The sequence below is a fragment of the Streptomyces sp. NPDC052396 genome, from assembly GCF_044593195.1.
GTDB lineage: Bacteria > Actinomycetota > Actinomycetes > Streptomycetales > Streptomycetaceae > Streptomyces.
Window position 1 is genome coordinate 112734 of sequence record NZ_JBIUAW010000011.1, and the last position, 24278, is coordinate 137011.

The window sequence follows — 24278 nt, forward strand, 5'->3', positions numbered from 1 at the left end:
CGCGTGCTGACCGGAGCCCGGAAAGAACCACCCCAACGGATGTTCTTTTGAAGGGAGTTGATGCCCACGACGGGATCCGGCCACCAGCCGCCCTGACCCGCACATGCTATAAAAACGCATGCCGAAAATCGTCGATGCCCAGGCCCGGCGCCGGGAGGTGGCCCAGGCGGTGCAGCGTGTGGTGAGCCGCGCCGGCAGCCTGGAGGCCGCCTCGCTGCGGAATGTGGCCGCCGAGGCGGGGCTGGCCATCGGTTCGGTGCGGCACTATTTCACCGACCACACCGAACTGCTGACCTTCGCCATGGAGGACCTCGGCCGGCGGATCGGCCGGCGGGTCCGGGAACGCGCCGAACCCCTGCTCCATCCGGCCGTAGACCTGGACCGCCGGGCGCTCACCGAGGAGCTGTTCGCCGAACTGCTGCCGCTGGACGACACCCGCCACCAGGAGGCCGCCCTCTGGCTGGCCTTCACCACCGCCGCCCGTACCCGGCCCGAGCTGCGGCCCTGCGCCCGGGAACTCCAGGAAGGGCTGCGCACCCTGATCGGCCAGGTGCTGGCGGAGGCGCGGCGGATGGGCGGAGTGCCGCAGCGGCTCGACGCGGAGCTGGAGAGTCTGCGGCTGGCCGCGCTGCTGGACGGGCTCACCCTGCAGGCGGTGCTCTACCCGGGGCTGGTCACCGCCACCGAGATGCGCCGGGTGCTGCGCCGGCAGCTGGATCAACTGACCCGGTAGCCGGGCGCGCCCTTGGCGCGGCGGGCGCGTGGCGTTCGGCGGACCCTTCGGTTGCGCGACCTCAGCGGTGCGCCGAGGCTGGAGCCAAGATCACCGAACCGGCTCGGGCGTCTCGCATGGCCGACGGCCCGTCACCGTGAGGAGACAGCATGTCGGGTTTCCCTGGAGTCCTCCGGCCCGGCCGGGGCCGCCACCGCAGACGTCGGCGGACCCCCTTGCAGGCGGCGGCGGCCGTCACCGTGCTGGCGGCCTGCTCGGCCTTTGTGGTGATCGCGGTGGAGGACGACCACCAGGACTGCCGGCCCCAGGCCAAGGCCGACGGCCGGGGCCGGCCGCAGGGCGAGGGCCAGTGCGAGGAGCGCGCCCAGCAGGCCAACGGCGCCCCCCGGCCCAGCCCCGAATCCCATGACGGATCCGCCGCCCGCCACCCCGGAGCGGCGGTGACCCATATGGCGCCGGCTCCCGCCCCGCCCACCGAGAGCGAGGGCGGCTGGGACCGCGAGCGCTGCGGCAACACCTCCGGGCGGGTGCTGCTCACCTTCGACGACTGGTCCTACGGCGACCCCGAACGCGCCGTGCGTATCGGCGCCCAGCTGCAGTCGCAGGGCATCCGGGCGGCGTTCTTCCTCATCAACGAGTACGCCACCCACTACCCGCAGATCATCGCCACCCTCCGCCAGCAGGGCCACTGGGTGGGCAACCACACCTGGTCGCACCGGCAGTTGACCAAACTGACCGACCAGGAGGTACAGGACGAGATCCATGGCGGAGTGGCCGGCAATATGCTCCGCCCGCCCTATGGCGATGCCGGGGCGCGGGAGACCGAGATCGCCGCCAACCTGGGCTTCAAGGTGTGCAATTGGACCATTGACACCTTGGACTGGCAGACGGTGCAGGGAAGTTTGCGCAGCGCGGACGCCATCCGCGCCACGGTGCGGGAGGCCACGGCCGAGGAGAAACGCAACGGGGTGATCCTCGGGCACCTGTTCAGCCACTTCGAGGAAGCCCTGCCCGGGATCATCAGCGATCTCCATGAGCAGGGCTACCAGTTGTGCCGGGACACCGGAGCGGTCGGCGACCAGGTGCCGTATCCGCTCCCGTGCTGAGGCGTCCTCCGCGTCGGACGACCGCGGTCAGGCGGTCAGGAACGTGCGCAGCCTGCCGCCGCGCGCCCGCTCCACCAGGGGCGCCGCACGGGTCGCCAGCAGGGTCAGCGGAATGGCCAGCGCGATGCCCACCAGGGCGCCGGCCGCCACATCGTGCGGATAGTGCACACCCACCCAGACCCGGGAGGCGGCCATCAGCACCGCCGCCGGCAGGGCCAGCGCGCCGATCCGCCGGTCCACCAGCCACAGGGCGGCGGCCGCGGAGAAGGCGATCACCGCATGGTTGCTGGGGAAGGACCAGTCGCCATGGGCCGGGCAGGCTTCCAAAGTGAAGCTGTTGGCCAGCGTCTGGCAGGGCCGGTCCTCGCGCACCAGCGACTTGAGCACCGAGTCCACCGCGAACACCACGCCCACCACCACCGGCACCGCCAGCGCCCGGGCCATCACCGGCGCCCCGGTGCGCCGGGCACGCCACCAGGCGGCCAGCATCAGCAGGGCGAAGATCCCCAGACCGTAGGAGGTCCAGGCGGTGACGACGTCATTGAACATATGCGGCGCGTGCCGCGCCTCGTCGGTGATGCTCCGGTAGAGATCACCGTCGATGTGCGAGCCGTCGAAGGCGAGGGCTATGCCCGTCATGTGCGTAGTCGTTCCTGTCGTCGGTACGGTCGATACGGCCGATACGGCGGATACGGTCATCAGCTGCTCCGGCCCGGCCGTCGCCGGCCGCGCAGCAGCTCCAGGGCCAGCGGCAGCACGGAAACCAGCACCACCAGTGCCACGATCGGCAGCAGGTACTTGTCCACATTGGGCACCACGGAGCCCAGCGCGAAACCGCCCAGCACCAGGCCGACCGTCCACACCAGACCGCCCGCCGCCTGCCACAGCGCGAAGGTGCGCGGCGCCACGCCCAGCGCGCCCGCCAGCGGATTGAGCACGGTGCGCACCACCGGGACGAACCGCGCCAGCACGATCGCCCGGGCGTGGCCATAGCGGCCCAGCAGCTCCTCGGCCCGCTCGGCGCCCTCCAGCAGCCGCTTGTTGCGGGAGCGGGCGAGCAGCGTACGTCCGCCGCGCCGCCCCACCGCATAGCCGACCTGGGCGCCGGCCAGCGCTCCGACGACGGCGGCGGCCAGTACCTGCGCCAGATCCAGGTGCGGCCCGGAGTGCGCCCCGGTCCGGCACAGCAGACCGGCCGTGAACAGCAGCGAGTCGCCCGGCAGGAAGAAGCCGACAAGCAGACCGGTTTCGGCGAACAGCACCACGGCGATGCCGAGCGCTCCAAACGCCGAGAGCAGCGACGAGGCGTCCAGGACGTTGACGGCCAAGGGACCGGCCAGGACGGCGGGCGGTGCGAGCACGGGCGCGGGGCCTCCCATAATCGAGGGCAGGGCCGGTCGCGCTGCAGCGGACGGCCCCACCGTCTACAGATCAGTAGACGGTCTACGTGACTGTAGACGATCCCTGGGAGGGAGCGGTTCCCGTGACCGAGTCCATACGCCGCCCTGCGGGCGAGCTCGAGGCCGCCGTGCTCTGCGCACTCTGGGCGGCCGAGCGCCCGCTGACCCCCGCCGAGGTCCAGCAGTTGCTGCCGGGCGTGCTGGCCCGTACCACCGTCGCCACCATCCTGACCCGGTTGCATGACAAGGGAACCGTGAGCCGCACCCGGGCCGGCCGCGCCTATGCCTACAGCCCGGCGGTCGAGGACCACGCCGCGCTGGCCGCCCACCGGATGCACACCGAACTCGACAAGGAGCGCGACCGGCCCGGTGTGCTGGCCCGCTTTGTCTCCCGCCTCAGCTCCGATGACGAGGAACTGCTGCGCGGCCTGCTGGCACAGGCCGCCGTCCCCAAGGAGACCCGGTGATCTGGGCCGTCTGGGCACCCCTGCTGGCGCCCCTGGCCGCCGTGCCGGTCGCCCGCCGGCTGGCCGCCCTGCTGCCGCCGCGCGCTGCCGCCCTGCTGCTGGCCGGCTGCGCCGCCGCGCTGGCGGTCTTCAGCGGTGCGGCTCTGGTGCTGCTGGCCGTGGCCGGGCTGCTGAAGCTGCCCTTTGTGGCCGCGCTGGGCCATGTGAAGACGGCGCTGCTGCCGCACGATGTGGCTTTCGGGATGCCACTGGGCACGCTGGCCGCCCTGCTGGCGCTGGCCGGGACGGCCGCGGCGCTGCGCATTCTGCTGGGCCACGGCCGGCAGGTGCTGCGGGCCCGGGCCGAGGTGGCCCGCGTGGCCGGCGCCGGGGATCTGGCCGTGCTGCCCGACCCCGGTGCGGACGCCTACGCACTGCCCGGCCGGCCCGGCCGGGTGGTGGTCACCGCCGGGATGCTGCGCAGCCTGGACGCCGGCGAGCGTGCCGCGCTGCTCGCCCATGAGCGCGCCCACCTGGCGGGACGGCACCATCTGCTGCTGCTGGCGGCGGACCTGGCGGGCTGTGTGCACCCCGTGCTGCGGGCGCTGCGCGAGCCGCTGGCCTTCCAGCTGGAGCGGTGGGCGGATGAGGCCGCGGTGCGCGCGGTGGGCGACCGGCAGGTGGTGGCCCGTGCGGTGGGACGGGCCGCGCTGGCCGCCTCGGCCGCCCCGGCCGGCCGGCGCCCGGCGGCCGCGCTGTCCGCGGTGGCCGGCCCGGTGCCGCGCCGGGTCTCCGCCCTGCTGGGGGCCGCGGGCGCGCCCCGGGGCGGGGCATGGGCGCGCCGTGGGGTGGCGGCGGCGCTGGGCGTGTGTGTGGTGCTGTCCGGCGCGGCGGTGGTCGATGCCACCGGCGATCTGCACACCAGTGTGGAGACGGCCCAGGCCGCCGACGGGCGCTGAGCGCTCCGCCGGTAGTGGGGTGATGCGGCTGCCCCGCACCCCTCCGGGGTCGCGGGGCAGCGCCGGACTCCGGCAAACCCGCGCTCAGGAGCCGCCGTGCCGGAACCGTTCGCCGATCACGCCTTGGTCGGTCTCCCACCAGGGCCGAGTCAGCTCCGGCTCCGGTGCCCCGGCGGTCTCGGGCGCTGAGTGCGGGGACGCCGGGGAAGCGGCGGCCGGGGCGGGGACCCGCTCCAGCTCCGCGTCCAGCTGCCGGTCCAGCTCGGCGGTGCGCCCCCGTTCGGCGCGCAGCCACTCGATGAACACCGCGATCAGGAACGGCAGCCCGATCAGCTCGGCGATGGAGAGCATCAGTCCGCCGCCGAGCATCTGGTCCTGGTGGGGAGCGGGCCCCCAGTCGTGCTGCCGTCCCCGGTACCAGTCGCCCGCGATCAGCGTCCCGCTGGTCATCACCACGATGCCGGGCACCGCGTCCACCAGCCCGTCCACGAATACCAGCAGTGCCCGCACCGGATGGCTGCACCAGGCGGGCAGCAGCTCCTCGCCGGTGAGCATGGGCAGGACGAACAGGCAGCCGGCGGCCAGCAGCTGGAGATACATCAGCCGGTGCACCGTCTGATCGCGCAGCGCCGCCTCGAAGTAGGGGGTGAAGTAGATCACCAGCTCCGAGCCGAGCACCAGGAAGGTGCTCACCAGCGGATAGGTCAGCAGCCGCACCACCGGACCGCGCAGCATCCGCCCCAGCCGCTCCGCGCCGCGCTCCGGAAGCGCGCGCCGGGCCAGGGCCAGCGGGTCGCCCAGTGCCAGCCCCAGCGGGGCCACCAGGTCCAGCAGGATGTTCTGCACGGCCGCGGGCCAGAACAGCTCCCGGCCGTACACCGCCAGCGAGGACATGGTGGCCCCCGCGATGGTGCCCAGACCGAGCAGCGCGAAGACGGCCGTACGCACCGGCGACCAGCGCTCGCCGCGCCGCGCCAGCCGCACCACGCCCCAGGCGTAGAGCCCGCCCAGCACCGCGATCAGCGCCAGCCCGAATGGATCCGCCTGCCAGGTGCTGAACAGCCGGCCGCTCGTCGGCGCGGGGAGCGCGGACGCGAAAACACCGTTTGCCATTGCCACGGACGACCAGGGTAGTGAGGGCAGAAAACGGTCAACACGCGGGCTCGGTCTCTTTGCCTACTCAAAAGAAAGGCCGGATTTCCTCAAGTCCGGACCATGACGGAACCATAAAAACACCCAATTTCGGTACAGATCTCATCAAGTCCCCCGCGTCAGGAATGATCACTGGTCATACTCCTGGCCGGTACGAATCGAATAAGGGGGACGACAGGTGGCCGATGAATCGGGCCTGGTAGCCGCTGTGGGGACGGGGCCGCGCAAACGGCGGCTCAGCTATGAACTGATCGGCTGCGCACGCCACGGCCACCACCTGGTCGGCACCGATGCCGCCCGGGTGCGCCCCGAGGACGCGCTGCTGGTCCGCGAGGCGGCCGACGGCATGCGCTGGCACCGCTGTCTGCGCTGCGACGCCTGGCTGGTGCTGCCGGTACCGGAGCGGCCGGAGCGCGAGGTCCCGCCGTCCCGTGCCGAGATCGAGATCCCGCAGCGCGGCAAGGTGCTGCGGGACCGCTATGTACTGCGGCTGATCGCCATCGACCGGCTGGTGCACTTCCTGGTGCTGGGCGTGCTGGCCGTCGCCGTGTTTGTGTTCGCCCATGAACGGGCCCGGATCAAGGGCCCCTTCTACCGGATCATGGACGACCTGCAGAACGGTGTCGGCGGTCCCAGCGGGCTGCATGGCCATGGCCTGCTCGGTGATCTGGACAAGGCGTTCTCCGCGCACACCAAGACGCTCTGGGCGATAGGGCTGATCATCGCCGCGTATGCGGTGCTGGAGGGCGTGGAGGCGATCGGCCTGTGGCGTGCCGCGCGCTGGGCCGAGTACCTCACCTTTGTCGCCACCGCGGTGCTGCTGGTGCCCGAGGTCTATGAACTCAGCCACCACATCAGCCCGTTGAAGATCTGCACCCTGTTGATCAACCTGGCGGTGCTGGTCTATCTGCTGTTCGCCAAGCGGCTGTTCGGGCTGCGCGGCGGCGGCCGGGCCGAGGCGGCCGAGCGCGCCCACGACAGCGGCTGGCAGGCTCTGGAGCGGGTGCTGCCCGGCCCGCGCTGATCTCCTCCCTACCTCCCGCCGCGCTAGGGTGCGATGACATCTCAGAACATGTGAACGGGACGGTATGGGAAGGGAACTGCGGGGGCTCAGGCAGCGGCTGCTCCGATTGCGGCAGATGCCGGCGACCACCGCCTATGTGGGCCTGCTGCTGACCGTGGCCTCCTGGCTGGCCACCCAGTCCCCCTCCGAGGAAGCCCGCTTTATGCGGCACATCAGCAGCAATGTGCACCACCTGGAAGTGGGCAAGTGGTGGGTGCTGTTCACCAGCGGGCTGGTGGTCGACGGCGTCCCCGCCCTGCTGGGCATCGCCGCCGTGGCCGTGGTGCTGGGGCTGGCGGAGTCGCGGTGGGGAACGGTGCGCGCCTTCGGGGTGTTCCTGGCCGGCCATCTGCTGGCCACGCTGATCACCGAGGGCTCCCTGTGGCTGATGCGGCTGGCCCATCTGCTGCCCGGCATCCTCACCCGGGCCCGGGACGTGGGGATCAGTTATGGCCTGGTGGCCACCCTGGGCTGTCTGCTGGCGCTGGGCGGCCGGCGCGCCCGGCTCTATGGCGTGCCCGCGCTCGCCGTACTGCTGCTCGGCGCCTGGACGGTGGACCAGGAGCTGGCCGACGCAGGCCATGTGGTGGCCCTGTTTCTGGGCGTCGCCGGGTCCGGCACCCGCTGGCTGCGGCTGCCGGACCCGGCGACGCCCGGGCCGCTGCCCGCCGCCTGAGCCCGGCGCACCCGGACGGTCAGCGCACCCGGACGGTCAGCACCGGCGAGGCCCGCAGCACCTCCGGGCGCGGGGCATCGGGCCGGTCCAGCCCGTAGAGCACCCCGCGCACCTGGAACACCCCGCGCCGGCGCGGCCGTACCCGGGCCTCCACCCGGGCACCCGCCCCGGCGCCGACCGTGGCGCCGCAGGCCAGGGTGCGCCAGGCCGCCTGGCCGGTCTCCCGCTCCTGGACACAGGCGCGCAGATAGCGCGCCGCCTCCTCGTCACCGCTGCCGCTGATCCGCACCGGCTCGCCGACCCGGGTGGCGTGCGAGGGGGCCGTGGTGATCTCCATGGCCCCCTTGGCGGCGGCCGCGGCCGGCACCGCCGGCAGCGTCATCAGCGTCAGCAGCAGTGCGGCCGCCGCGACGGGCCGCGGCGGGATGGGGCCGGGCATCCGCTCTCCTCTCCGCTCGGGTGAACGGGCTTTGGGCGTACGGGCTTTGGGGGGACGAGCCTTGGCCGGACGGGCCGGACGGAGGTCCGTCAGCCGCTGCGCGGGCGCCGGGAGTCGACCCGGACGGACTGCAGGATCCCCATGGCGCCGCAGACGGCGAACATCGAGGATCCCCCGTAGGAGACAAACGGCAGCGGGATCCCGGCCACCGGCATGATGCCCAGCGTCATCCCGATGTTCTCGAAGGACTGGAAGGCCAGCCAGCACACCACGCCGATGGCCAGCAGCATGCCGAAGGTGTCACCGGCCCGGCGGGCGATGGACAGCCCGCGCCAGAGCACCACCCCGATCAGCGCGATCACCAACCCCGCGCCCAGAAAGCCCAGTTCCTCACCCGCGACGGTGAACACAAAGTCGGTCTGCTGCTCGGGAACGAACCCGCCATTGGTCTGGTAGCCGTGGAACAGGCCCTGCCCCAGCAGTCCGCCGGAGCCGATGGCGATCCGGGCCTGGTGGGTGTTGTAGCCGACGCCCGACGGGTCCAGCTGGGGATCGGCGAAGGCCGCGAACCGGTTGAGCTGGTACGGGCTGAGCAAGTGCAGCGCGAAGACGGCGGTCACCAGCACGGTGGCCACGGTGGCCAGAACGGCCAGCTGGCGCCCGGGGATTCCGGCAGTGAACAGCAGCCCGGCGGTGATGGCGGCCAGCACCAGACTGGTGCCCAGCTCATGACTGGCCATGATCACCACGGCCGGGACCCCGAACAGGCCCAGGGCAATGAACATTTGACGGGTGCTGGGCACGGTGGCGTCCCGGGCGTCCCGGGCCTCGGCCAGCAGCGCCGAGAGCATCACCACCACCGCCAGCTTGACGAACTCCGAGGGCTGGAGCGAGAAACCGCCGCCCAGCACGATCCAGGAGTGCGCCCCGTTGATGGTGCTGGCCAGCGGGGTGAGCACGGTGGCCAGGAACAGTATCGAGGCGCCGTAGAAGAACGGGGCGTAACCACGCAGCCTGCGGTAGTCCACGATGCTGACGGCCGCGCAGATCACCAGCCCGATCAGCAGGTTGAGCATATGACGCTTGAGGTAGCCATTGGGATCGCCGCCGGTGATGTCCTGCCGGTGCATGGTGGCCGACCAGGTCAGCAGCCCCCCGATGCAGCCCAGCGCCACCACGGCACCCAGCAGCACCCAGTCCAGCCGCCAGAGCGGCGAGGAGCGGCCGAGCGCCCGCAGCGCGGGGCGGCCGATCGGCGATCGCACAAGCGAGGTTCCCACGGTCGGACCCTTCCGCGACGGTGTGCACATACTCAACTTCCGGAACAGGGATGCAGCGTACAGTTCATCGCTTGCGCAATAGCTAAAACGATTGTCGCGCCGCGGGATTTCCGGTGCGCCGCCGGCCGGTCACCTCCGGTGACGATCCCCGGGGCGCCGGTCCACCGGCGGTTACGATGTCGGCATGGGATCAGCAGCCGACGCATGGGATTCAGCAGGTGCCGAACGAGCGGTGGCGATGCTGAAGGCGGTGGCCGACCCGACCCGGTACCGGTTGCTGTGGGCGCTGAGCGGGCGGGAGCTCCCGGTGGGCAGCCTGGCCGAGATGATGGGCGCCCATGTGGCCGCGGTCTCCCAGCACCTGGCCAAGCTCCGCACAGCCGGTCTGGTGGCCTCCCGCCGGGAGGGCACCCGGATCTACTACCGGGTGGCCGGCCCGCATGTCAGCAATCTGCTGGCGGAGGCGGCGCTGGCGGCCTCGGCCTCGGCCGCGCCCGCGGAGACCGCCGACGGGCGTACCGGGCGGGAGCCCGCCGTCCTCGCCCAGGAGCAGGCGCCGGCTCCCCGGACGGTGCGCGCCCGGCTGCGGCGGCCGGTCACGGAGCACTGAGCCCGCGTTCCTCCAGCCGGTAGGCGCGCCGGTCGGCGTCATAGGCGAACAGCTCCGCATAACGGCCCCAGTCGGTGGCCGTCTCCAGCTGCCGCACCACCTGCTCGCTGGTGTAGTGGCGGCCCAGCAGCTCGGTCAGGGCAGCGGCCCGTACGGTGCCGCCGGGGTTCTCCTGCAGGCTGGTGATGATCAACCGCACCAGTGGCACCTCACGCACCGCCTCCGCGAAGATCCGCTTGGCGCCCCGTACATCGGCCTCGGCGAAGGCGGTGCCCAGCCCGGTGAGCACCAGGTCGGTCTCGCCCGCCTCGGCCAGGCCCAGCAGTTCCAGGGCATCCGCCAGCGGCAGCAGGCCGTCGAGCTCCAGGCCCAGGTCCTCGGCGAGCTCCACCAGCTCGCACCCGCCGCCCCGGTGGGCCAGCAGATCGGCCAGCCCGGCCAGCCCGTCCACGCCGGCCTCCGGCAGCGGGGTGCCGGCCAGGCCCGGGCGAGCGGCCTCCGCGCCACCGGTACGGCCGGTCATGGTGCGGTAGACACGGTCGGTCAGCCCGGCGAAGGCGGCCGACTGGCGGTCGCGGGGCCGCTCCAGGCCCGCCTCGAAGGTGGTGTGGATGGTGCCCGGCCTGGCCCCCAGGACCACGATGCGGTCGGCCAGCAGCACCGCCTCCTCGATGTTGTGGGTCACCAGCACAATGGCCCGGGTGGGGAACAGCCCGGACTCCCACAGCTCCAGCAGCTCACCACGGAGGTTCTCGGCGGTGAGCACATCCAGCGCGGAGAACGGCTCGTCCATCAGCAGCACATCGGGCTCCACCACCAACGCCCGGGCGAAACCCACCCGTTGGCGCATCCCGCCGGAGAGCTCCTTGGGGTAGGCGGACTCGAAACCGTCCAGACCGATCAGATCGATGGCCTGCCGGGCCGCCTCGGTGCGCCGCCGGGCGGATATCCCCCGTGCTTCCAGGCCGAGTTCCACATTCTGCTGGACGGTCAGCCAGGGCAGCAGGGCAAAGGTCTGGAAGACCATGGCGGTGCCCTGGTTGGCGCCGGTCAGCGGTGCGCCCCGGTAGCTGACCGTGCCAGAGCTGGGTGCTATCAGCCCGGCGAGGCAGCGCAGCAGGGTGGACTTGCCGGAGCCGGACCGGCCCAGCACGGCGACGATCTCCCCGGCCCGTACCCGCAGGTCGACCCCGGCGAGCACCGGCAGCTCCCCGTCGGCGCCCGCATAGGACTTGGTCAGCCCCCGGGCGTCCAGCAGCACTTCGCCGTCCGGGGGCGGCGGGCCCGGCACGGGGCGTACGGCCCGGAATCTGCGCAGCGGGTTCAGCATGGACGGGCTCCGTTCACAGCGCGTACCGCCGTTCGGCCAGCTGGTACAGCCGCCGCCACAGCAGGCGGTTGAGGACCACCACATACAGGCTCATCACGGCCACCCCCGCGATCAGGCGGGCCAGGTCGCCCCGGGCGGTGGCCTCGGCGATATAGGCGCCCAGGCCGCTGGCGGTCAGGGTGGTGCCGCCGAAGGAGACCACCTCGGCGACGATGGAGGCGTTCCAGGCGCCGCCGGAGGCGGTGATCCCGCCGGTGACATAGGCCGGGAGGATGGCGGGGACGATCAGCCGCCGCCAGCGCAGCAGTCCGCGCACTCCCAGGCTGTCCATGGCCTGGCGCAGATCGGTGGGGACGGCCATGGCCCCGGCGATGGTGTTGAACAGGATGTACCACTGGGCGCCCAGCGCCATCAGCAGAATGCCGCCGAGGTTCAGCGACAGTCCGGTACGCAGAAACAGCCAGACGGCCAGCGGGAAAAGGAAGTTGGCCGGGAAGCTCGCGGCCAGCTGGACCAGCGGCTGGGCGATGCGGGTCAGCCGGGGAGAGAAGCCGATCCGCACCCCCACCGGCACCCAGACCACCGTGGCCACCGCGACCACCAGCAGCACCCGGCCCAGGGTGACCAGCCCGAGCAGCAGCGGTTCGGTGAACACCCCAGGGCCGCCCTGCCGGTAGACATAACGGCCCAGGCCGGTCAGCGCCCAGAGCAGCAGCCCCCCGGTCACCAGGGTGAACAGCAGATCGCCGGCCCGGCGACGGCCCCGGTCCACGGCCAGCGGCCGGTCGTCCCGGCCGAAGACCCGCCCGGCACGGGCCAGCGCCCGCCCCGCCGGAGCCAGCGCCCGGCCCGGCAGCCGGGACAGGCCGGTGCGCCGCAGCAGGTCCAGCACCCAGCTGCGGTGTACCTCGCTCGCCTCGGCCTGCTCGTACTTGAACTTCTCCGCCCAGGCGGTCAGCGGCCGCCAGAACAGGAAGTTCACCCCGGTCACCAGGGCCGCCATGGTGAGCGCCGCCCAGCCCATCCGGCCCAGGTCGCCGTCGGCGACCGCCGCCCCCGCGTAGGAGCCGACGCCGGGCAGCGCCCGGCCGGTGCCGCCGACGGTGATGGCCTCCGAGGCGACCAGGAAGAACCAGCCGCCGCCAAAGCTCATCATCCCGTTCCACACCAGGCCGATGGCACCGTGCGGCAGCTCCACCCGCCAGAAGCGCATCCAGCGGGAGAAGCCGAACGACCGCGACAGCTCGTCCAGTTCGGGCGGCAGCGAGAGCAGCGACTGGTAGAAGCCGAAGGTCATGTTCCAGGCCTGCGAGGTGAAGATGGCGAAGACCGAGGCGCACTCCAGGCCGAGCGCGGAACCGGGGAACAGCGCCGTGAACCCGGTCACCGCCACGGTGAGGAAGCCCAGCACCGGGACCGACTGCAGGATGTCCAGCGCCGGGATCAGAATCCGCTCCAGCCGGCGGCTGCGGGCGGCGGCCCTGGCATAGCACAGCGTGAAGACGGTGGACGCGGCCAGCGCGGCGAACATCCGCAGGGTGCTGCGCAGCGCGTCATAGGGCAGTTGCCAGGGGTCGGTGCCGGTGTGCGCCGAGGGCCCGGCGGTGAACCGGACGGTGGTGCCCTGGCCCAGGTGCAGGGCCGGCTGCAGCAGCACCAGCAGCGTGGCGGCGGCCGCCACCTCCGCCCACAGCCGGGCACCGCGTGCCACCGGGCCGGGGCGTGCCGGGGAGAACGACATCACAGGACGGCTCCGCCTCCGCTCCGTGATGCGGTTCACTGGTCGACCGGGCACCGCCTCCCGGCGTGCCGCGAGCAGTGTGCCTGCTGGCTGCACATATCCGCAAATGACCGCCCGGGGCGGCCGCCGCCGCCCCGGAGCGGGGCCGGCTCAGCCGATCGCCAGGTCGTCGGCGAAGACATCGCCCTGGCCGTACCAGCCGTGGACGGAGATGGTCACCTTGCCGGTGGCGTCGGCGGTGAAGGGCACCGAGAGCCGGGTCCAGTCGCCGGCGCTGGTCCACCCGCTGGCCTGCGCACCGCCGCCCACCGTGAGGAAGGCGTAGTCGCCGCGCACCCAGCCGGTGAGGGTGTGGCTGCCGGGGGCGACGGTCACCGTCTGCCGGCACTCGCCGGTGGACTGCCCGGCCGGGGAGACCCGCAGCGCGTAACCGCCGGAGTGGGCCGGGCTTTTGACCACCGCGCTGTTCCCGTCACAGGTCCAGGGGCTGAGGGTGCCGCTCTCGAAACCGCCGTTGGCCAGGCCGCCGGCCGGTCCGCCGCCCACGGCCAGGGTGTAGACGGCGGTGTGACTGCCCGAGGGAGCGGTGCCCTTGACGGTGACCGGATAGCTGCCAGGCGGGGTGTCCGGGGCGGTGCTGACGGTCAGCCTGGCCGAGCCGCCCGCGGTGACCGAGGACGGGTCGAGGGTGGCTGTGACGCCCTTGGGCGCGCCCTCGGCGGACAGTTGGACGGTCTGCGCCGGGCCGCCGATGGCCGTGGTGCGCACAGTGGTGCTCACCGAGCCGCCCGGGTCGGTGCTCGCGCCGGCTGGGGTCAGGCTCAGGGAGAAGTCGGGCTTGGCCGGTCCGCCGCCGCTGGTGAAGGGGGCGAAGGCATGGCTGAAGTACCAGGTGTCCTGGGCGATTCCGGAGCAGGTGTCGGAACCCTTGGTACCGGGGCAGCCGCCGTTGTCCCGCTGCAGGGCCCAGAAGGAGAGGGTGTTGATGCCCTTGGCCACCGCCCAGTCGTAGACCTTGGCCGCGTCCTGGGTGGTGAAGGTCTCGGCCGGCCCATAGTCGTCGATCCCGGGCATCTCGGTGACTCCGGTCATCGCCCACAGCTCGTCGGAGCTCTTGTCCGGGTAGAGCTGGGCGAGTTGGCCGTGCAGCCCGTCGGCGGCGGTCATGGTGTCGGCGGCCATGTCGTGCTGGGCCCCGTCGTAGTAGTCAAAGGTCATGATGTTGACCACATCGACCCGGGCGCCCTGGGCGACCGCGCTGCGCAGTACGGCGAGTCCGCTGTCGGCCAGGCCATGGGTGGTGGAGGGCAGGGTGTAGGAGAACCGCACGGTACGGCCCTTGCTCGCCGCCCAGTCCTGCACCTTTTTGATCGCCTGGTTTCGGCGGTCGATGCCGGCGGTGTTGGTCAGCGAGTTGTCCTCGGTGTCCAGATCGAGGCGGGTGACGTCATAGGTGGTGATGACGTTCTCAAAGGCCGCGGCGATCCTGTCCACATCGGTGCAGCTGTCGGCGAGTTCGGTGCCGCCGTTGTCGGCCGCATAGCCGCCGAAGGAGGGGATCACATCGCCGCCATTGGACCGGATGGCCGCGATGTCGGAGCCGAAGACCGAGGAGGCCACCGGCTTGGCGGTGTCACCGTTCCAGTACGGCGTGCAGGAGCCGCGGGCCTCGGTCTGCAGGAAGGCCATGGTCAGGTGCTTGGCCCCGGACTGGGCGGCGAGTTCGGCCGGATTGCCGGAGCCATAGCTCTCGAAGTAGGGGGCGAAGACGTGCGGGGGCAGCGGGGTGGCGGCGGTCGCCGTACCGCCGCCACCGAGCGCGAGTCCCGCGCCGGCGGCCAGGGTGGCCAGCGCGGTCACCATGGTACGGACGGATATGCAAGGTTTTGAGCGACGTCTCACAGGTGCTCCCGATGGCTTGGGGGGTGCGCGGCCACCATGGTTGGACTGGACCAATTCCACGTCAAGAGGCCGGACATGACGATCGAGCGTGCCAACGCCCGTACCGGGCGCGGGATTCGCCCTCAGGGAATGCGGAAGCATAAGTAGCCATAAATCCCGGGGACTTGACCGCAGGCATATAAAAACCCCCTGCCGTGCACTTATGGTGCGCGGCAAGGGGCCTCTGGCGGTGCGGCGGCCTACCCGAAGAGCGGGCCGTCGTTGCCCGAGCCATTCCCCGACAAGATCGGAATGTCGTTGACGAGGTGCGACAGCGGGTTGTCGCCGTTGTCGATGGTCGAGTTGTCGGTGCACTGCTGCTGCTGCTCGGAGCTGAGGATCGGGATGTCCTGGAGGCCGACGTTGAGCACGCCGATCAGCGACTGGACGCCGACCTTCCCGATACCCAGGCACAGCTTGTTCAAGCTGCCCTGGATCAGGCTCATCTGCGGGCTCTCCACACCGTCGGTGCTGGTGTTGCCGTAGCCGGTCACCGCGCCGTTGGCGTTGGCCACATCCTCGTCGTGACCGAACGCCATCGCCGGGGTGGCGAGGGCGCCGACCGCGGAAGCCGCCATCACCGTCGTGGCGAGTACCTTCTTGCGCACTTCTATGCCTTTCGATCGAAGAGGTTTCCCGTCGGGAAGCGAACTGAGTAACTCCGGCTTATTCAGTTGGTTCCGGGATTTCACTCATTCGAGCCATCGGAAGGAATGCAAGGGCCAACGACCGCTTTGACGCAGCGAATCGACAAGTGTGACGGCATGTGAGTGACGCCGCGCGATGGCCGTCGATCCTACTGATAGCGTGCGCAATTACGGCGGGTTTCTCAGCCGTCGGCCCGCTCGGACGGCGCCCCCACATGACGCGTCCGGGCGGGCGCCGTGTCCGAGGAGACCGGATCGCATGACCGTCGAGTACATCCGCTACCGCATCGCCGACCCCGACCGGCGCCGGGCCTTCGAGAAGGCATACGCCGCCGCCGTCGAGCACCTCTACGCGGCACCGCAGTGCCTGGGCTATGAGCTGGCCCGTGGGGTGGAGGAACCGGAGCGCTACATCCTGCGCATCGAGTGGACCTCGGTCGAGGACCATGAGCAGGGCTTCCGCCGGGGCCCCCACTTCGCGCCCTTCCTGGCCGAGATCAGGCCCTATCTCCCCGACATCGAGGAGATGAAGCACTACGAGCGCACCCTGGTGGTGGACAAGAGCCGCTCCTGAGGACCGTGGCGGCCGCCGCCCCGCCGGTCGTATACCCTCGGGGGTGTGAATCTGCTGGTAAAGCGACGCCACGTGGACTACGTGCGCGTCACGAGCATGTCCTGTCGCCGCTTCGGCTGACCCCCGTTCCGTCCGCCCGTCGAGTTCTCCGGGCCGGAACGGCATTTGCGTTTTCACTCAGCACCTTCTGATCACCCTCTTCCCGGCCCCGCCACGCCCGTATACCCTGCGGCAGCGTCGTGGGCCGCCCGGCTACCCCCGGGCGGGCCGGGTTACTCACGCTGTGGACATCTCATGAGCGACAAGCTGCCCGTCATTGACCTCTCGACCGCCTCCGCAGGCCCGCAGGCCCGCGCCCGCTTCCATGAAGCGCTGCACTCCGCCGCCCGCGACGTGGGCTTCTTCCACCTCACCGGCCATGGCATCAGCCAGGAGGAGACCGCCGACCTGATGCGCGCGCTGCGCGCCTTCTTCGCCCTGCCGGAGGCCGACCGGCTGGCCATCGGCAACATCAACTCCCCCCACTTCCGCGGCTACACCCGCATAGGTGATGAGCGCACCGGCGGCAGCCAGGACTGGCGTGACCAGCTCGACATAGGCGCCGAGCGCGCACCGCGCGTCCCCGGCCCCGGCGAGCCCGGCTACTGGTGGCTGGAGGGCCCCAACCAGTGGCCCACCGCCCTGCCCGAACTGCGCACCGCCGCGCTGCACTGGATCGAGCGGCTGAGCTCGGTGGCCCAGCGGCTGCTGCACGAGCTGCTCACCGCCATCGGAGCCCCTGCCGGCTTCTATGACGAGGCCTTCGCCGACCGTCCCCACCTGCACCTGAAGCTGGTCCGCTACCCCGGCAGCTCGCCGGACGGGGCGGGTCAGGGCGTGGGCGCGCACAAGGACTACGGCTTCCTGACCCTGCTGCTGCAGGACGAGGTCGGCGGCCTTCAGGTGGAGGGCCCGGACGGTACCTTCCTGGATGTGCCGCCGCTGCCCGGCGCCTTTGTGGTCAACCTGGGCGAGCTGCTGGAAGTGGCCACCAACGGCTACCTCAAGGCCACCAACCACCGGGTGGTCAGCCCGCCCGGCAACCGCGAGCGGTTCTCCGTCCCCTTCTTCTACAACCCGCGGCTGGACGCCCGGATCGAGCCCGTCCCCTTCCCGCACACCCACCTCGCCCCCGGCGTCACCCAGGACCGCGCCAACCCGCTGTTCGCCGAGTACGGCCGCAATGAGATCAAGGGCTGGCTGCGTGCCCACCCGGAGGTCGCCCGGCGCTACCACGCGGACCTGCTGGCGGAGGGCACTCCCGTGGGCTGACGGGGCGTATGCCGATGCCTGAGGAAGAGGACCCGGCGGCGGCCCGGGAGCGCCTGGCCCGTGCCCAGTACGCCCTGCTCGCCGCGCTGCTCGCGGACGCCCCGCCGCCCCCGGGCTTCGACCGGCGGCAACTGGCCATACAGCGCCGGGCCCTGATCGGCAAGCGGGCCACCGTGGTTGCCAAGGTGGCCCCCCAACTCCCGGAAATCCTGGGCGACTCCTACCGGTCGCTGTTCCATGCCTACGCCCGGGGCCGCCCGATGACCGGCGGCCACCGCCAGGACGCCGACCGCTTCGCCGCCCACCTGATACGCAGTGAGGCCGTGCCCGAGCCCCGGCTCGGCCTGCTGCGGGCCTGGCGGGAAGGGCCGGCGGAGCCGCCCCGGCCCTCGCTGCTGTGCCGCCTGGCCGCCCGACGGACGAAAGGCCGACGCCGGTGAGCCCCGTGCCTCATGGAGGGCGCCCCGATAAGGGGCGCGGGGAACTGCGCGACCAGCCAGGAACGGCCCGCACCTGGAGATGCGACCGGGGAAACCCCGCACCCTGCTCGTCCTGAACGGCCTCAGCCGTCACGGCGGTTGAGCGCCGCGAACAGCACACCGCTCAGCGCCGCCAGCACTGCCCCCGCCGCCAGTAGGGCGGGTGTGGTGAAGGTGCCGGAGAGCAGGGTGATGAGGTAGGGCGCGAACATGCCCAGATAGGCGGTGGTCCAGAACAGCGAGGTCAGACGGGCCAGCCGGGCCGGCGGGGCCAGCGCGGTGACCTCGGTCAGGCCGAAGGCCAGCACCAGCCCATAGCCCATGCCCAGCAGCGCGGCGGCGATCAGGATCACCACGGGCTGCCCCAGGGCCGCCGCCGGTACGGCCACGGCCAGGCCCAGGGCACAGACGGCCAGTCCGGTCAGCGCGGCGGCCGGGCGGTGCCGGACGACCAGGCGCCGGGCCGGCGGCTGGACCAGCAGCCCGGCGCCCGGAACCACCGCGGTGGCGATCCCCGCGAAGACCGTCCGCAGGCCCGGCAGGCCGTGCACCAGCCCGGGCAGGGTGGCGAAGCCGATGGTGGGGGCGGCGAACACCCAGGGGGCCACCGGAAGCAGTGCTCGCCGGAAGCGCCGCCGGTCCACCGGCTCGGCCTGCCGTGCGGCGGCGTCCGGGCGGCGGGTCTCCGGTGCGCCGAAGGCGGCCAGCCAGGCCGCGGCGGCCAGCGCCAGATGCGGCAGATAGGCGGTGACCATGGGGTGTGGCGCCCACTGGGCGATCAGCGCGGACACCAGCCCGCCGGAGGCGAAGCCCGCGGAGACGAACAGCCCCGCCCGGCGGGCCGCCGCCCCCGGAACCGCCTCGGTGGCATGGGGCGGTGCGGACAGCTCCTTGATCCAGGCGCTGCCCGCCGCCAGCAGGGCACCCGCCCCCACTCCGGTGAGGAACCGGCCGGGCAGCAGGCACCAGGTGGCGACCGGGCCCGCCATCAGGACCACGGTCGAGAACAGGTTGACGGCCAGCGCGGCCAGCGCCACCGGGCGGCGGCCGATGCGGTCGGCCAGCGGGCCGCCCAGCAGCAGCCCGGGTATCAGACCGACGACATAGACGGCGAACAGACCGGTGACCGCCGACTCGCTCAGCCCCAGTTCGTGCCGGTAGGCGCCCAGCAGGGAGGAGAACTGGTTGGCGCTCCAGCCGGAGGCGGTCATCATCCAGGCCGCGCGCAGCCCGGGGCGCCGCCGGGCCGGGGCGGATGCGGTGGGGCGGTGACGAAGGATCGTGCTCATGGCGGCAGTTGTAGGGCCGGCCACCGCTGCCGCGCCGCCCGCGTTCACGAGTCGTGAACGGCCCTGGGGCGCGGCGCGGCCGCCCGCCTAGGCTGGCGGTCATGGATCTGCGCCTGCTGTCGTCCTTCCTGGCGGTGGTCGAGGAGGGCCACTTCGGCCGGGCCGCCGCACGGCTGTTCCTCTCTCCGCCCGCCGTCACCCAGCACATCCGTCGCCTGGAGAGTGAGCTGGGCACCCGGCTGCTGTACCGCAGCCCGGTCTCCCCGACGCCGGCCGGCGAGCGGCTGGCCGGCCACGCCCGTACCCTGCTGGCCGCGGCGAACGCCGCGCTGGACGACATGGCCGCGGCCGTCGAGGCCCGGCCCGCCCCGGTGCGGCCGCTGCGGGTGGGCATCATGGGCCATGGCTCGGCGGAGCTGACGCCTGCCGCTATCAACGCCTACCGGCGGGCCCGCCCGGAAGTCCCGGTCGAGGTGCGGCAGCTGGACTACACCGAACATGTCAGCGCGCTGACCGGGGACCGGGTGGACGTCGCCTTTGTCCGGCCCGCCCCGGACGATGAGCGCATCACGGCCGATGTGCTGACCACCGAGCAGCGCATTGTGGTGGTGCCGCAGGGCTCACCGCTGGCCGACGCCCGGGACCGCGGCGCGTACCTGGCCGATGTGACCGGACTGCCGTACTTCCGGGTGCCGCCGCACACCCCCCGGGTCTTCACCGACTATCTCTATTTCGGCGCCGACTCCGGCCGCCGCGGCCCCTGTGCGCTCACCCCCCAGGAGGTGCTCACCGGAGTGGTGACCGGGCGGGCGGCCGGCTCCGGGCTGAAGTCCTTCGCCCGCTACTACGCCTGGCCCGGCGCGGTCTTCGTACCGGTCCTGGACGCCCCCTGGGAGAGCAGCTACCTGGCAGTACGGGCGGCCGACCGCGACCCCGAGGTCAGGATCTTCCGGGCGCTGGCGCTGGCCCTGGCCAGGGAGCTGGGGCCACGCATCGCGGACGGCCCGCTCGGTCAGGCGATCCGGTAGTCGGCGTCCCGGGCGTCAGTGATGAACATATGGCCCGGGGCGTGGGTGATGGCGAACGGCGGGGCGGAGGCGGCCAGCGCGGCCTGCGGGGTGACGCCACAGGCCCAGAAGACCGGTATGTCACCGGGGAGTTGGCGCACCGCGTCGCCGTAGTCCGGGACGTCCAGGTCCTTGATGCCCAGCTCGCCGGGATCCCCGGCGTGCACCGGGGCACCGTGCACGGCGGGCAGCAGCGCTGTCAGCCGCCAGGCGAGGTCCACCAGGGGGGCCGGTATGGGGCGCATGGAGACCACCAGCGGACCGTGCAGCCGCCCGGCCGGACGGCACGGCCGGTTGGTGCGGTACATGGCGACATTGCGGGACTGCTCGATATGGCGCAGCGGGATCCCGGCCGCGTCCAGGGCCCCCTCGAAGGTGAAGCTGCAGCCGATGAGGAAGGCCACCAGGTCCTCGCGCCACCAGTCGGTGACCTCGGTGGGCTCGGCGGTCAGCTGTCCGTCGCGGTAGACGCGGTAGCGGGGCAGATCGGTGCGCAGATCGGCGCCGGGTGCCAGCACGGTGGAGGTCTCGCCGGGCTCGGTGACGTCCAGCACCGGGCAGGGCTTGGGATTGCGCTGGGCGAACAGCAGGACGTCATACGCCCAGTCGGCCGGCACAGCGACCAGGTTGGCCTGGGTATGGCCGGTGGCCCAGCCGGCGGTGGGCCCGGACCGGCCGGCCCGGAACGCGGAACGGGCCTCAGCCGGGGTCAGACTGGCGGGCGGGGTGGTTCCCATGGGCACCTCACGGAGGGGGAGGGCGGATGGCGCCGGTCTCAAGTGCCCCGAGAATAGGGATTGTTGAACAACTCCGCAAGGATCCCTGTATGGCGCGGAAAACGACGGCGGCCGGACCCTGTGCAGGGTCCGGCCGCCATGGGTCCGCCGCGTCAGCCGCGGATCAGCTGGGTCGCCTGGTCGTCGATGCTCGGGCTGGGTTCCGGATCCGGCCGGCGGGCGAAGTCACTGATCTTGAGCAGCAGCCCGACCAGGATCCAGTTGCCGATCTGGGAGGAGCCGCCCTTGGAGAGGAAGGGCAGCGCCTTGCCGGTGAGCGGGATCAGGCCGGTGACGCCGCCCATCACCACGAACACCTGGAGCATCAGGGCGCCCGCCAGGCCGGTGGCCAGCAGCTTGCCGAAGGCATCCCGGGCGTCCAGGGCGCTGCGCAGGCCCCGCTCCACCATCAGGGCGTACATCAGCAGGGCGGCCATCATGCCGGCCAGGCCCAGCTCCTCACCCACGCTGGTGAGGATGAAGTCGCTGTTGGCGGCGAAGCCGATCAGGTCCGGGCGGCCATTGCCCAGCCCGGTGCCCAGGACGCCGCCGCTGCCGAAGCCGAACAGGGCCTTGGCCAGCTGATCGGATCCGGCCCCGGCGCCGGGGTGGTCGAAGACCGCGAAGGGGTGCATCCAGGCCGAGACCCGGCCATGCACATGGGGCTCGAAGGAGGCCACCACAACGGCTCCGATGGCGAACATCAGCAGGCCGGAGATCACCCAGCTGCCGCGCTCGGTGGCCACATAGAGCACGATGACAAACAGGCCGAAGAAGATCAGCGCGGTGCCCAGGTCCCGCTCGAAGATCAGCACAAAGAGGCTGATCACCCACACCACGGCGATCGGGCCGAACTGCCGGCCGCGCGGCAGATAGAAGCCCAGCACCCGCCGGCTGGCGAGGGCCAGGGCGTCCTTGTGGACCGTGAGGTAGCCGGCGAAGAACACCGCCATGGCGATACGGACGAACTCACCGGGCTGGAAGGAGGCGGGGCCCAGCTGGATCCACCGCTTGGCGCCGAACGTGTCCTGGGGCGAGAACACCGGGGCGATCTGCAGCACCAGCGCGGCGGCCACCGTCACATAGGTGTAGCGCTGGAGATGCCGGTAGTCCTTGAGGAAGACCAGGATGGCCAGGCAGACGATGATGCCGACGCCGTCCCACATCAGCTGGGTGGACGCCTCCATCACCGGATGCTTGCTGTGCTTGGTCAGGTCCAGGCGGTGGATCAGGATCAGACCCAGACCGCTCAGCACCACGGCCAGCGGCAGGATCAGCGGATCGGCGTGCGGAGCGAATCTGCGCATCGCGACGGTCGAGATCGCGGCGATCGCCACCAGGCCGATGGCATACCCGGGCAGTTCGCTCGGCATCTCGCCCTTGGCGGCCAGATCCACGGAGGCATAGCCGAACAGCGTGAGCAGCACCGCGAAGCCCAGCATCAGCAGCTCGGCATTGCGCCCCCTCCCCACGTCCGTCCGTGCCATCCGGGCCGCAGCCCTTCCTCCCACACCCATGTGTCCCTCGGTTTTCATACGAGCCGTCTTCCGGCGAACCCTGCGCTCATGTGCCGCCGTGGACGGCCGGCACACAACTGAAGGAGGCCGGGACCCCGCGAAAGGTTGCACGCCCGCGCAACTGTAGAGGCAGCGGAGCCGGGCGCCGTCCCCGGGTGGGTCCCTGCGCCCGCGTTCGGTGCTGATGACGGTAACCTCTTGCGGTCGGGCACCCGACGGCCAGGGGGGCTGTCCCGGCCATTTATGACGGATCGTCCTGTGCGGCGGAATTGTGCCGGAGGCCTGTGCCGGGTGCGCCTGCCCGCCGCCAGAGGGTGCCGGACCTCCGTGAAGAGTTGACGTCCAGTCCCGATGGGTGAAGTCCCTTGCAGCTCAGGCAGGTTGACGGCGTGGACCGGTGGGGCGCGGGGGTGTCGATTTTCCCATGGCCGGCAACGGCTGACCCGGGTGCGCTTCTTGTGTATTGCGGCGTCAGGTGGGAATACTCGACAGCGATTTGGCATGGACGCGACGTCTGTTTCGAGTCGGGCCCCGCCCGATCGCCCTCCGGGCCCATCGCCTACTTCGGCGGCGGTGGGCACACCCCCCTCACAGGAGGCCCCGAGTGACAGCAGCACGGAAATCCAGGCGGCGCTCGGCCATCGCCGGCGTCGGCGCCGTGGTTCTCGCGGCGACCACTCTCGGCGTACAGAGCGCCGGGGCCCACCCCGAACCGTCCCCCGCGGCCATGACATCGGCTCAGGCGGGACAACTGGCCCAGAAGATCCAGCACGGACTGGGCCCGGACACCGCGGGGTCGTACTACGACGCCAAGCACAAGAAGCTGGTCGTCAATGTCCTCGACCGGGCGACCGCGGCCAAGGTACGGGCCGCCGGGGCCGAGCCCAGGATCGTACGCCACTCGACGGCCCAACTCACCTCGGCCAGAAAGACCCTGGCGGCCAAGGCCACCATCCCGGGCACCGCCTGGTCCGTCGACCCCCGCAGCAACAAGGTGATCGTCACCGCCGACCGTACGGTCAACGGCGCCAAACTGGCCAAGCTCGGCAGGACCATCGCCGCCCTCGGCGACCGGGTCACCCTCAAGCGGACCTCGAACACCCTGCGCCCCTTTATCGCGGGCGGGGACGCCATCTGGGCACCCACCGCGCGCTGTTCACTGGGCTTCAATGTGACCACCAGCGGTGGGCAGGCCGCCTTCCTCACCGCCGGTCACTGCGGCAACATCTCCGACACCTGGTCCGACAGCCAGGGCGGCGGCGAGATCGGCCACACCACCACCTCCACCTTCCCCGGCCATGACTATGCGCTGGTGACCTACACCTCGGGCATCGACCACCCCAGCGCGGTGGACCTCTACAACGGCAGCCAGCAGAACATCAGCCATGCCGCCAACGCCACCGTGGGCGAGCAGGTGCAGCGCAGCGGCAGCACCACCCAGGTCCAGAGCGGCCAGGTCACCGGCCTGGACGCCACCGTCAACTACCAGGAGGGAACGGTCAATGGGCTGATCGACACCTCCGTCTGCGCCGAGCCGGGTGACAGCGGTGGCGCGCTGTTCGACAACGACGCGGCGCTGGGCCTCACTTCGGGTGGCAGCGGCGACTGCAGCTCGGGTGGCGAGACCTTCTTCCAGCCCGTCCCCGACGCTCTGTCGGCCGTGGGAGCCAACATCCCCTGACCGGCCCCCTGAGCGCGGCCCCCGGACAGAACCCTTCCGATGTCCGGGGGCCGCACTCTGC

At 71.8% G+C, this 24278-nt stretch carries 24 protein-coding genes; 12 read left to right on the forward strand and 12 right to left on the reverse strand.

Annotated elements, in window-relative coordinates; translation table 11 throughout:
• Window positions 1-118: 118 nt before the first annotated feature.
• Together ACIHFE_RS26765 and ACIHFE_RS26770 are read left to right on the forward strand one after the other, a co-directional pair.
• Window positions 119-733, forward strand: a complete 615-nt coding sequence (locus ACIHFE_RS26765) for a TetR/AcrR family transcriptional regulator (protein ID WP_400110408.1) — start codon at window positions 119-121, stop codon at window positions 731-733.
• Between the two features lie 149 nt (window positions 734-882).
• Window positions 883-1839 carry a polysaccharide deacetylase family protein gene (locus ACIHFE_RS26770; RefSeq protein WP_400110409.1) on the forward strand — a complete coding sequence of 319 codons (957 nt, stop codon included), beginning with the start codon at window positions 883-885 and terminating at the stop codon, window positions 1837-1839.
• A gap of 27 nt (window positions 1840-1866) precedes the next feature.
• On the opposite strand, the gene ACIHFE_RS26775 is transcribed toward ACIHFE_RS26770, so the two are convergent.
• On the reverse strand, window positions 1867-2478 hold the full coding sequence (locus ACIHFE_RS26775; RefSeq protein ID WP_400110411.1) for a phosphatase PAP2 family protein: 612 nt from the start codon (window positions 2476-2478) through the stop codon (window positions 1867-1869).
• Between the two features lie 59 nt (window positions 2479-2537).
• Entirely contained in the window at window positions 2538-3218 is a 681-nt protein-coding gene (locus ACIHFE_RS26780; RefSeq protein ID WP_400110412.1) for a DedA family protein, read from the reverse strand.
• 104 nt (window positions 3219-3322) lie between these two features.
• On the opposite strand from ACIHFE_RS26780, the gene ACIHFE_RS26785 reads away from it, so the two are divergent.
• Both ACIHFE_RS26785 and ACIHFE_RS26790 read left to right on the forward strand, forming a co-directional pair.
• Window positions 3323-3706 (forward strand): BlaI/MecI/CopY family transcriptional regulator, encoded by a 384-nt coding sequence (locus ACIHFE_RS26785; RefSeq protein ID WP_400110414.1) that lies wholly within the window; start codon window positions 3323-3325, stop codon window positions 3704-3706.
• Window positions 3703-4644: a M56 family metallopeptidase gene (locus ACIHFE_RS26790; RefSeq protein ID WP_400110416.1), complete on the forward strand. Its 942-nt coding sequence runs from the start codon at window positions 3703-3705 to the stop codon at window positions 4642-4644. Before ACIHFE_RS26785 ends, ACIHFE_RS26790 begins: the two co-directional genes overlap by 4 nt.
• 84 nt (window positions 4645-4728) lie before the next feature.
• Here ACIHFE_RS26790 and ACIHFE_RS26795 read toward each other — a convergent pair whose 3' ends face one another.
• Window positions 4729-5757 (reverse strand): cytochrome c oxidase assembly protein, encoded by a 1029-nt coding sequence (locus ACIHFE_RS26795; RefSeq protein WP_400110599.1) that lies wholly within the window; start codon window positions 5755-5757, stop codon window positions 4729-4731.
• Between the two features lie 217 nt (window positions 5758-5974).
• Between ACIHFE_RS26795 and ACIHFE_RS26800 the strand changes: the two genes are divergently transcribed.
• Together ACIHFE_RS26800 and ACIHFE_RS26805 are read left to right on the forward strand one after the other, a co-directional pair.
• Entirely contained in the window at window positions 5975-6820 is an 846-nt protein-coding gene (locus ACIHFE_RS26800) for a DUF2127 domain-containing protein (protein ID WP_400110417.1), read from the forward strand.
• 115 nt (window positions 6821-6935) lie between these two features.
• Window positions 6936-7535 carry a rhomboid-like protein gene (locus ACIHFE_RS26805; RefSeq protein WP_400110419.1) on the forward strand — a complete coding sequence of 200 codons (600 nt, stop codon included), beginning with the start codon at window positions 6936-6938 and terminating at the stop codon, window positions 7533-7535.
• Window positions 7536-7554: 19 nt separating this feature from the next.
• Here the strand turns inward: ACIHFE_RS26805 and ACIHFE_RS26810 are convergent, their stop codons facing one another.
• Both ACIHFE_RS26810 and rodA read right to left on the reverse strand, forming a co-directional pair.
• Window positions 7555-7974 (reverse strand): hypothetical protein, encoded by a 420-nt coding sequence (locus ACIHFE_RS26810; RefSeq protein WP_400110421.1) that lies wholly within the window; start codon window positions 7972-7974, stop codon window positions 7555-7557.
• Between the two features lie 89 nt (window positions 7975-8063).
• Complete coding sequence (gene rodA / locus ACIHFE_RS26815; RefSeq protein WP_400110423.1) at window positions 8064-9284, reverse strand: rod shape-determining protein RodA; 1221 nt, start codon at window positions 9282-9284, stop codon at window positions 8064-8066.
• Window positions 9285-9438: 154 nt separating this feature from the next.
• Here rodA and ACIHFE_RS26820 point away from each other — a divergent pair, with 154 nt between their 5' ends.
• The gene (locus ACIHFE_RS26820; RefSeq protein ID WP_400110425.1) at window positions 9439-9864 is read left to right on the forward strand and encodes an ArsR/SmtB family transcription factor; all 426 of its coding nucleotides are present in this window, start codon (window positions 9439-9441) and stop codon (window positions 9862-9864) included.
• On the opposite strand, the gene ACIHFE_RS26825 is transcribed toward ACIHFE_RS26820, so the two are convergent.
• The 4 genes from ACIHFE_RS26825 to ACIHFE_RS26840 form a co-directional block, all read right to left on the reverse strand.
• Window positions 9851-11194 (reverse strand): nitrate/sulfonate/bicarbonate ABC transporter ATP-binding protein, encoded by a 1344-nt coding sequence (locus ACIHFE_RS26825; protein WP_400110426.1) that lies wholly within the window; start codon window positions 11192-11194, stop codon window positions 9851-9853. The genes ACIHFE_RS26820 and ACIHFE_RS26825 overlap by 14 nt on opposite strands.
• Before the next feature lie 13 nt (window positions 11195-11207).
• Window positions 11208-12935 carry an ABC transporter permease gene (locus ACIHFE_RS26830; protein ID WP_400110428.1) on the reverse strand — a complete coding sequence of 576 codons (1728 nt, stop codon included), beginning with the start codon at window positions 12933-12935 and terminating at the stop codon, window positions 11208-11210.
• A 150-nt stretch (window positions 12936-13085) separates the two neighbouring features.
• Window positions 13086-14798, reverse strand: a complete 1713-nt coding sequence (locus ACIHFE_RS26835) for a glycosyl hydrolase family 18 protein (RefSeq protein WP_400110430.1) — start codon at window positions 14796-14798, stop codon at window positions 13086-13088.
• Between the two features lie 278 nt (window positions 14799-15076).
• Window positions 15077-15484, reverse strand: a complete 408-nt coding sequence (locus tag ACIHFE_RS26840) for a rodlin (protein ID WP_400110432.1) — start codon at window positions 15482-15484, stop codon at window positions 15077-15079.
• Between the two features lie 298 nt (window positions 15485-15782).
• Between ACIHFE_RS26840 and ACIHFE_RS26845 the strand changes: the two genes are divergently transcribed.
• From ACIHFE_RS26845 to ACIHFE_RS26855, 3 genes are all read left to right on the forward strand, one after another.
• Window positions 15783-16097, forward strand: coding sequence for a putative quinol monooxygenase (locus tag ACIHFE_RS26845; RefSeq protein ID WP_400110434.1), 315 nt, complete (start codon window positions 15783-15785; stop codon window positions 16095-16097).
• A gap of 294 nt (window positions 16098-16391) precedes the next feature.
• The gene (locus ACIHFE_RS26850; protein ID WP_400110436.1) at window positions 16392-17408 is read left to right on the forward strand and encodes an isopenicillin N synthase family dioxygenase; all 1017 of its coding nucleotides are present in this window, start codon (window positions 16392-16394) and stop codon (window positions 17406-17408) included.
• A 14-nt stretch (window positions 17409-17422) separates the two neighbouring features.
• Entirely contained in the window at window positions 17423-17848 is a 426-nt protein-coding gene (locus ACIHFE_RS26855) for a hypothetical protein (protein ID WP_400110438.1), read from the forward strand.
• Window positions 17849-17970: 122 nt separating this feature from the next.
• Here the strand turns inward: ACIHFE_RS26855 and ACIHFE_RS26860 are convergent, their stop codons facing one another.
• The gene (locus ACIHFE_RS26860) at window positions 17971-19176 is read right to left on the reverse strand and encodes an MFS transporter (protein ID WP_400110440.1); all 1206 of its coding nucleotides are present in this window, start codon (window positions 19174-19176) and stop codon (window positions 17971-17973) included.
• A gap of 101 nt (window positions 19177-19277) precedes the next feature.
• Here ACIHFE_RS26860 and ACIHFE_RS26865 point away from each other — a divergent pair, with 101 nt between their 5' ends.
• Window positions 19278-20204 (forward strand): LysR family transcriptional regulator, encoded by a 927-nt coding sequence (locus tag ACIHFE_RS26865; protein ID WP_400110442.1) that lies wholly within the window; start codon window positions 19278-19280, stop codon window positions 20202-20204.
• On the opposite strand, the gene ACIHFE_RS26870 is transcribed toward ACIHFE_RS26865, so the two are convergent.
• Together ACIHFE_RS26870 and ACIHFE_RS26875 are read right to left on the reverse strand one after the other, a co-directional pair.
• Window positions 20189-20980 (reverse strand): putative hydro-lyase, encoded by a 792-nt coding sequence (locus ACIHFE_RS26870; RefSeq protein ID WP_400110444.1) that lies wholly within the window; start codon window positions 20978-20980, stop codon window positions 20189-20191. The two genes, ACIHFE_RS26865 and ACIHFE_RS26870, sit on opposite strands and share 16 nt — an antisense overlap.
• A gap of 152 nt (window positions 20981-21132) precedes the next feature.
• Window positions 21133-22506 (reverse strand): FtsW/RodA/SpoVE family cell cycle protein, encoded by a 1374-nt coding sequence (locus ACIHFE_RS26875; protein ID WP_400110445.1) that lies wholly within the window; start codon window positions 22504-22506, stop codon window positions 21133-21135.
• Window positions 22507-23140: 634 nt separating this feature from the next.
• Here ACIHFE_RS26875 and ACIHFE_RS26880 point away from each other — a divergent pair.
• Window positions 23141-24217: a S1 family peptidase gene (locus tag ACIHFE_RS26880; RefSeq protein WP_400110447.1), complete on the forward strand. Its 1077-nt coding sequence runs from the start codon at window positions 23141-23143 to the stop codon at window positions 24215-24217.
• Window positions 24218-24278: the final 61 nt, after the last annotated feature.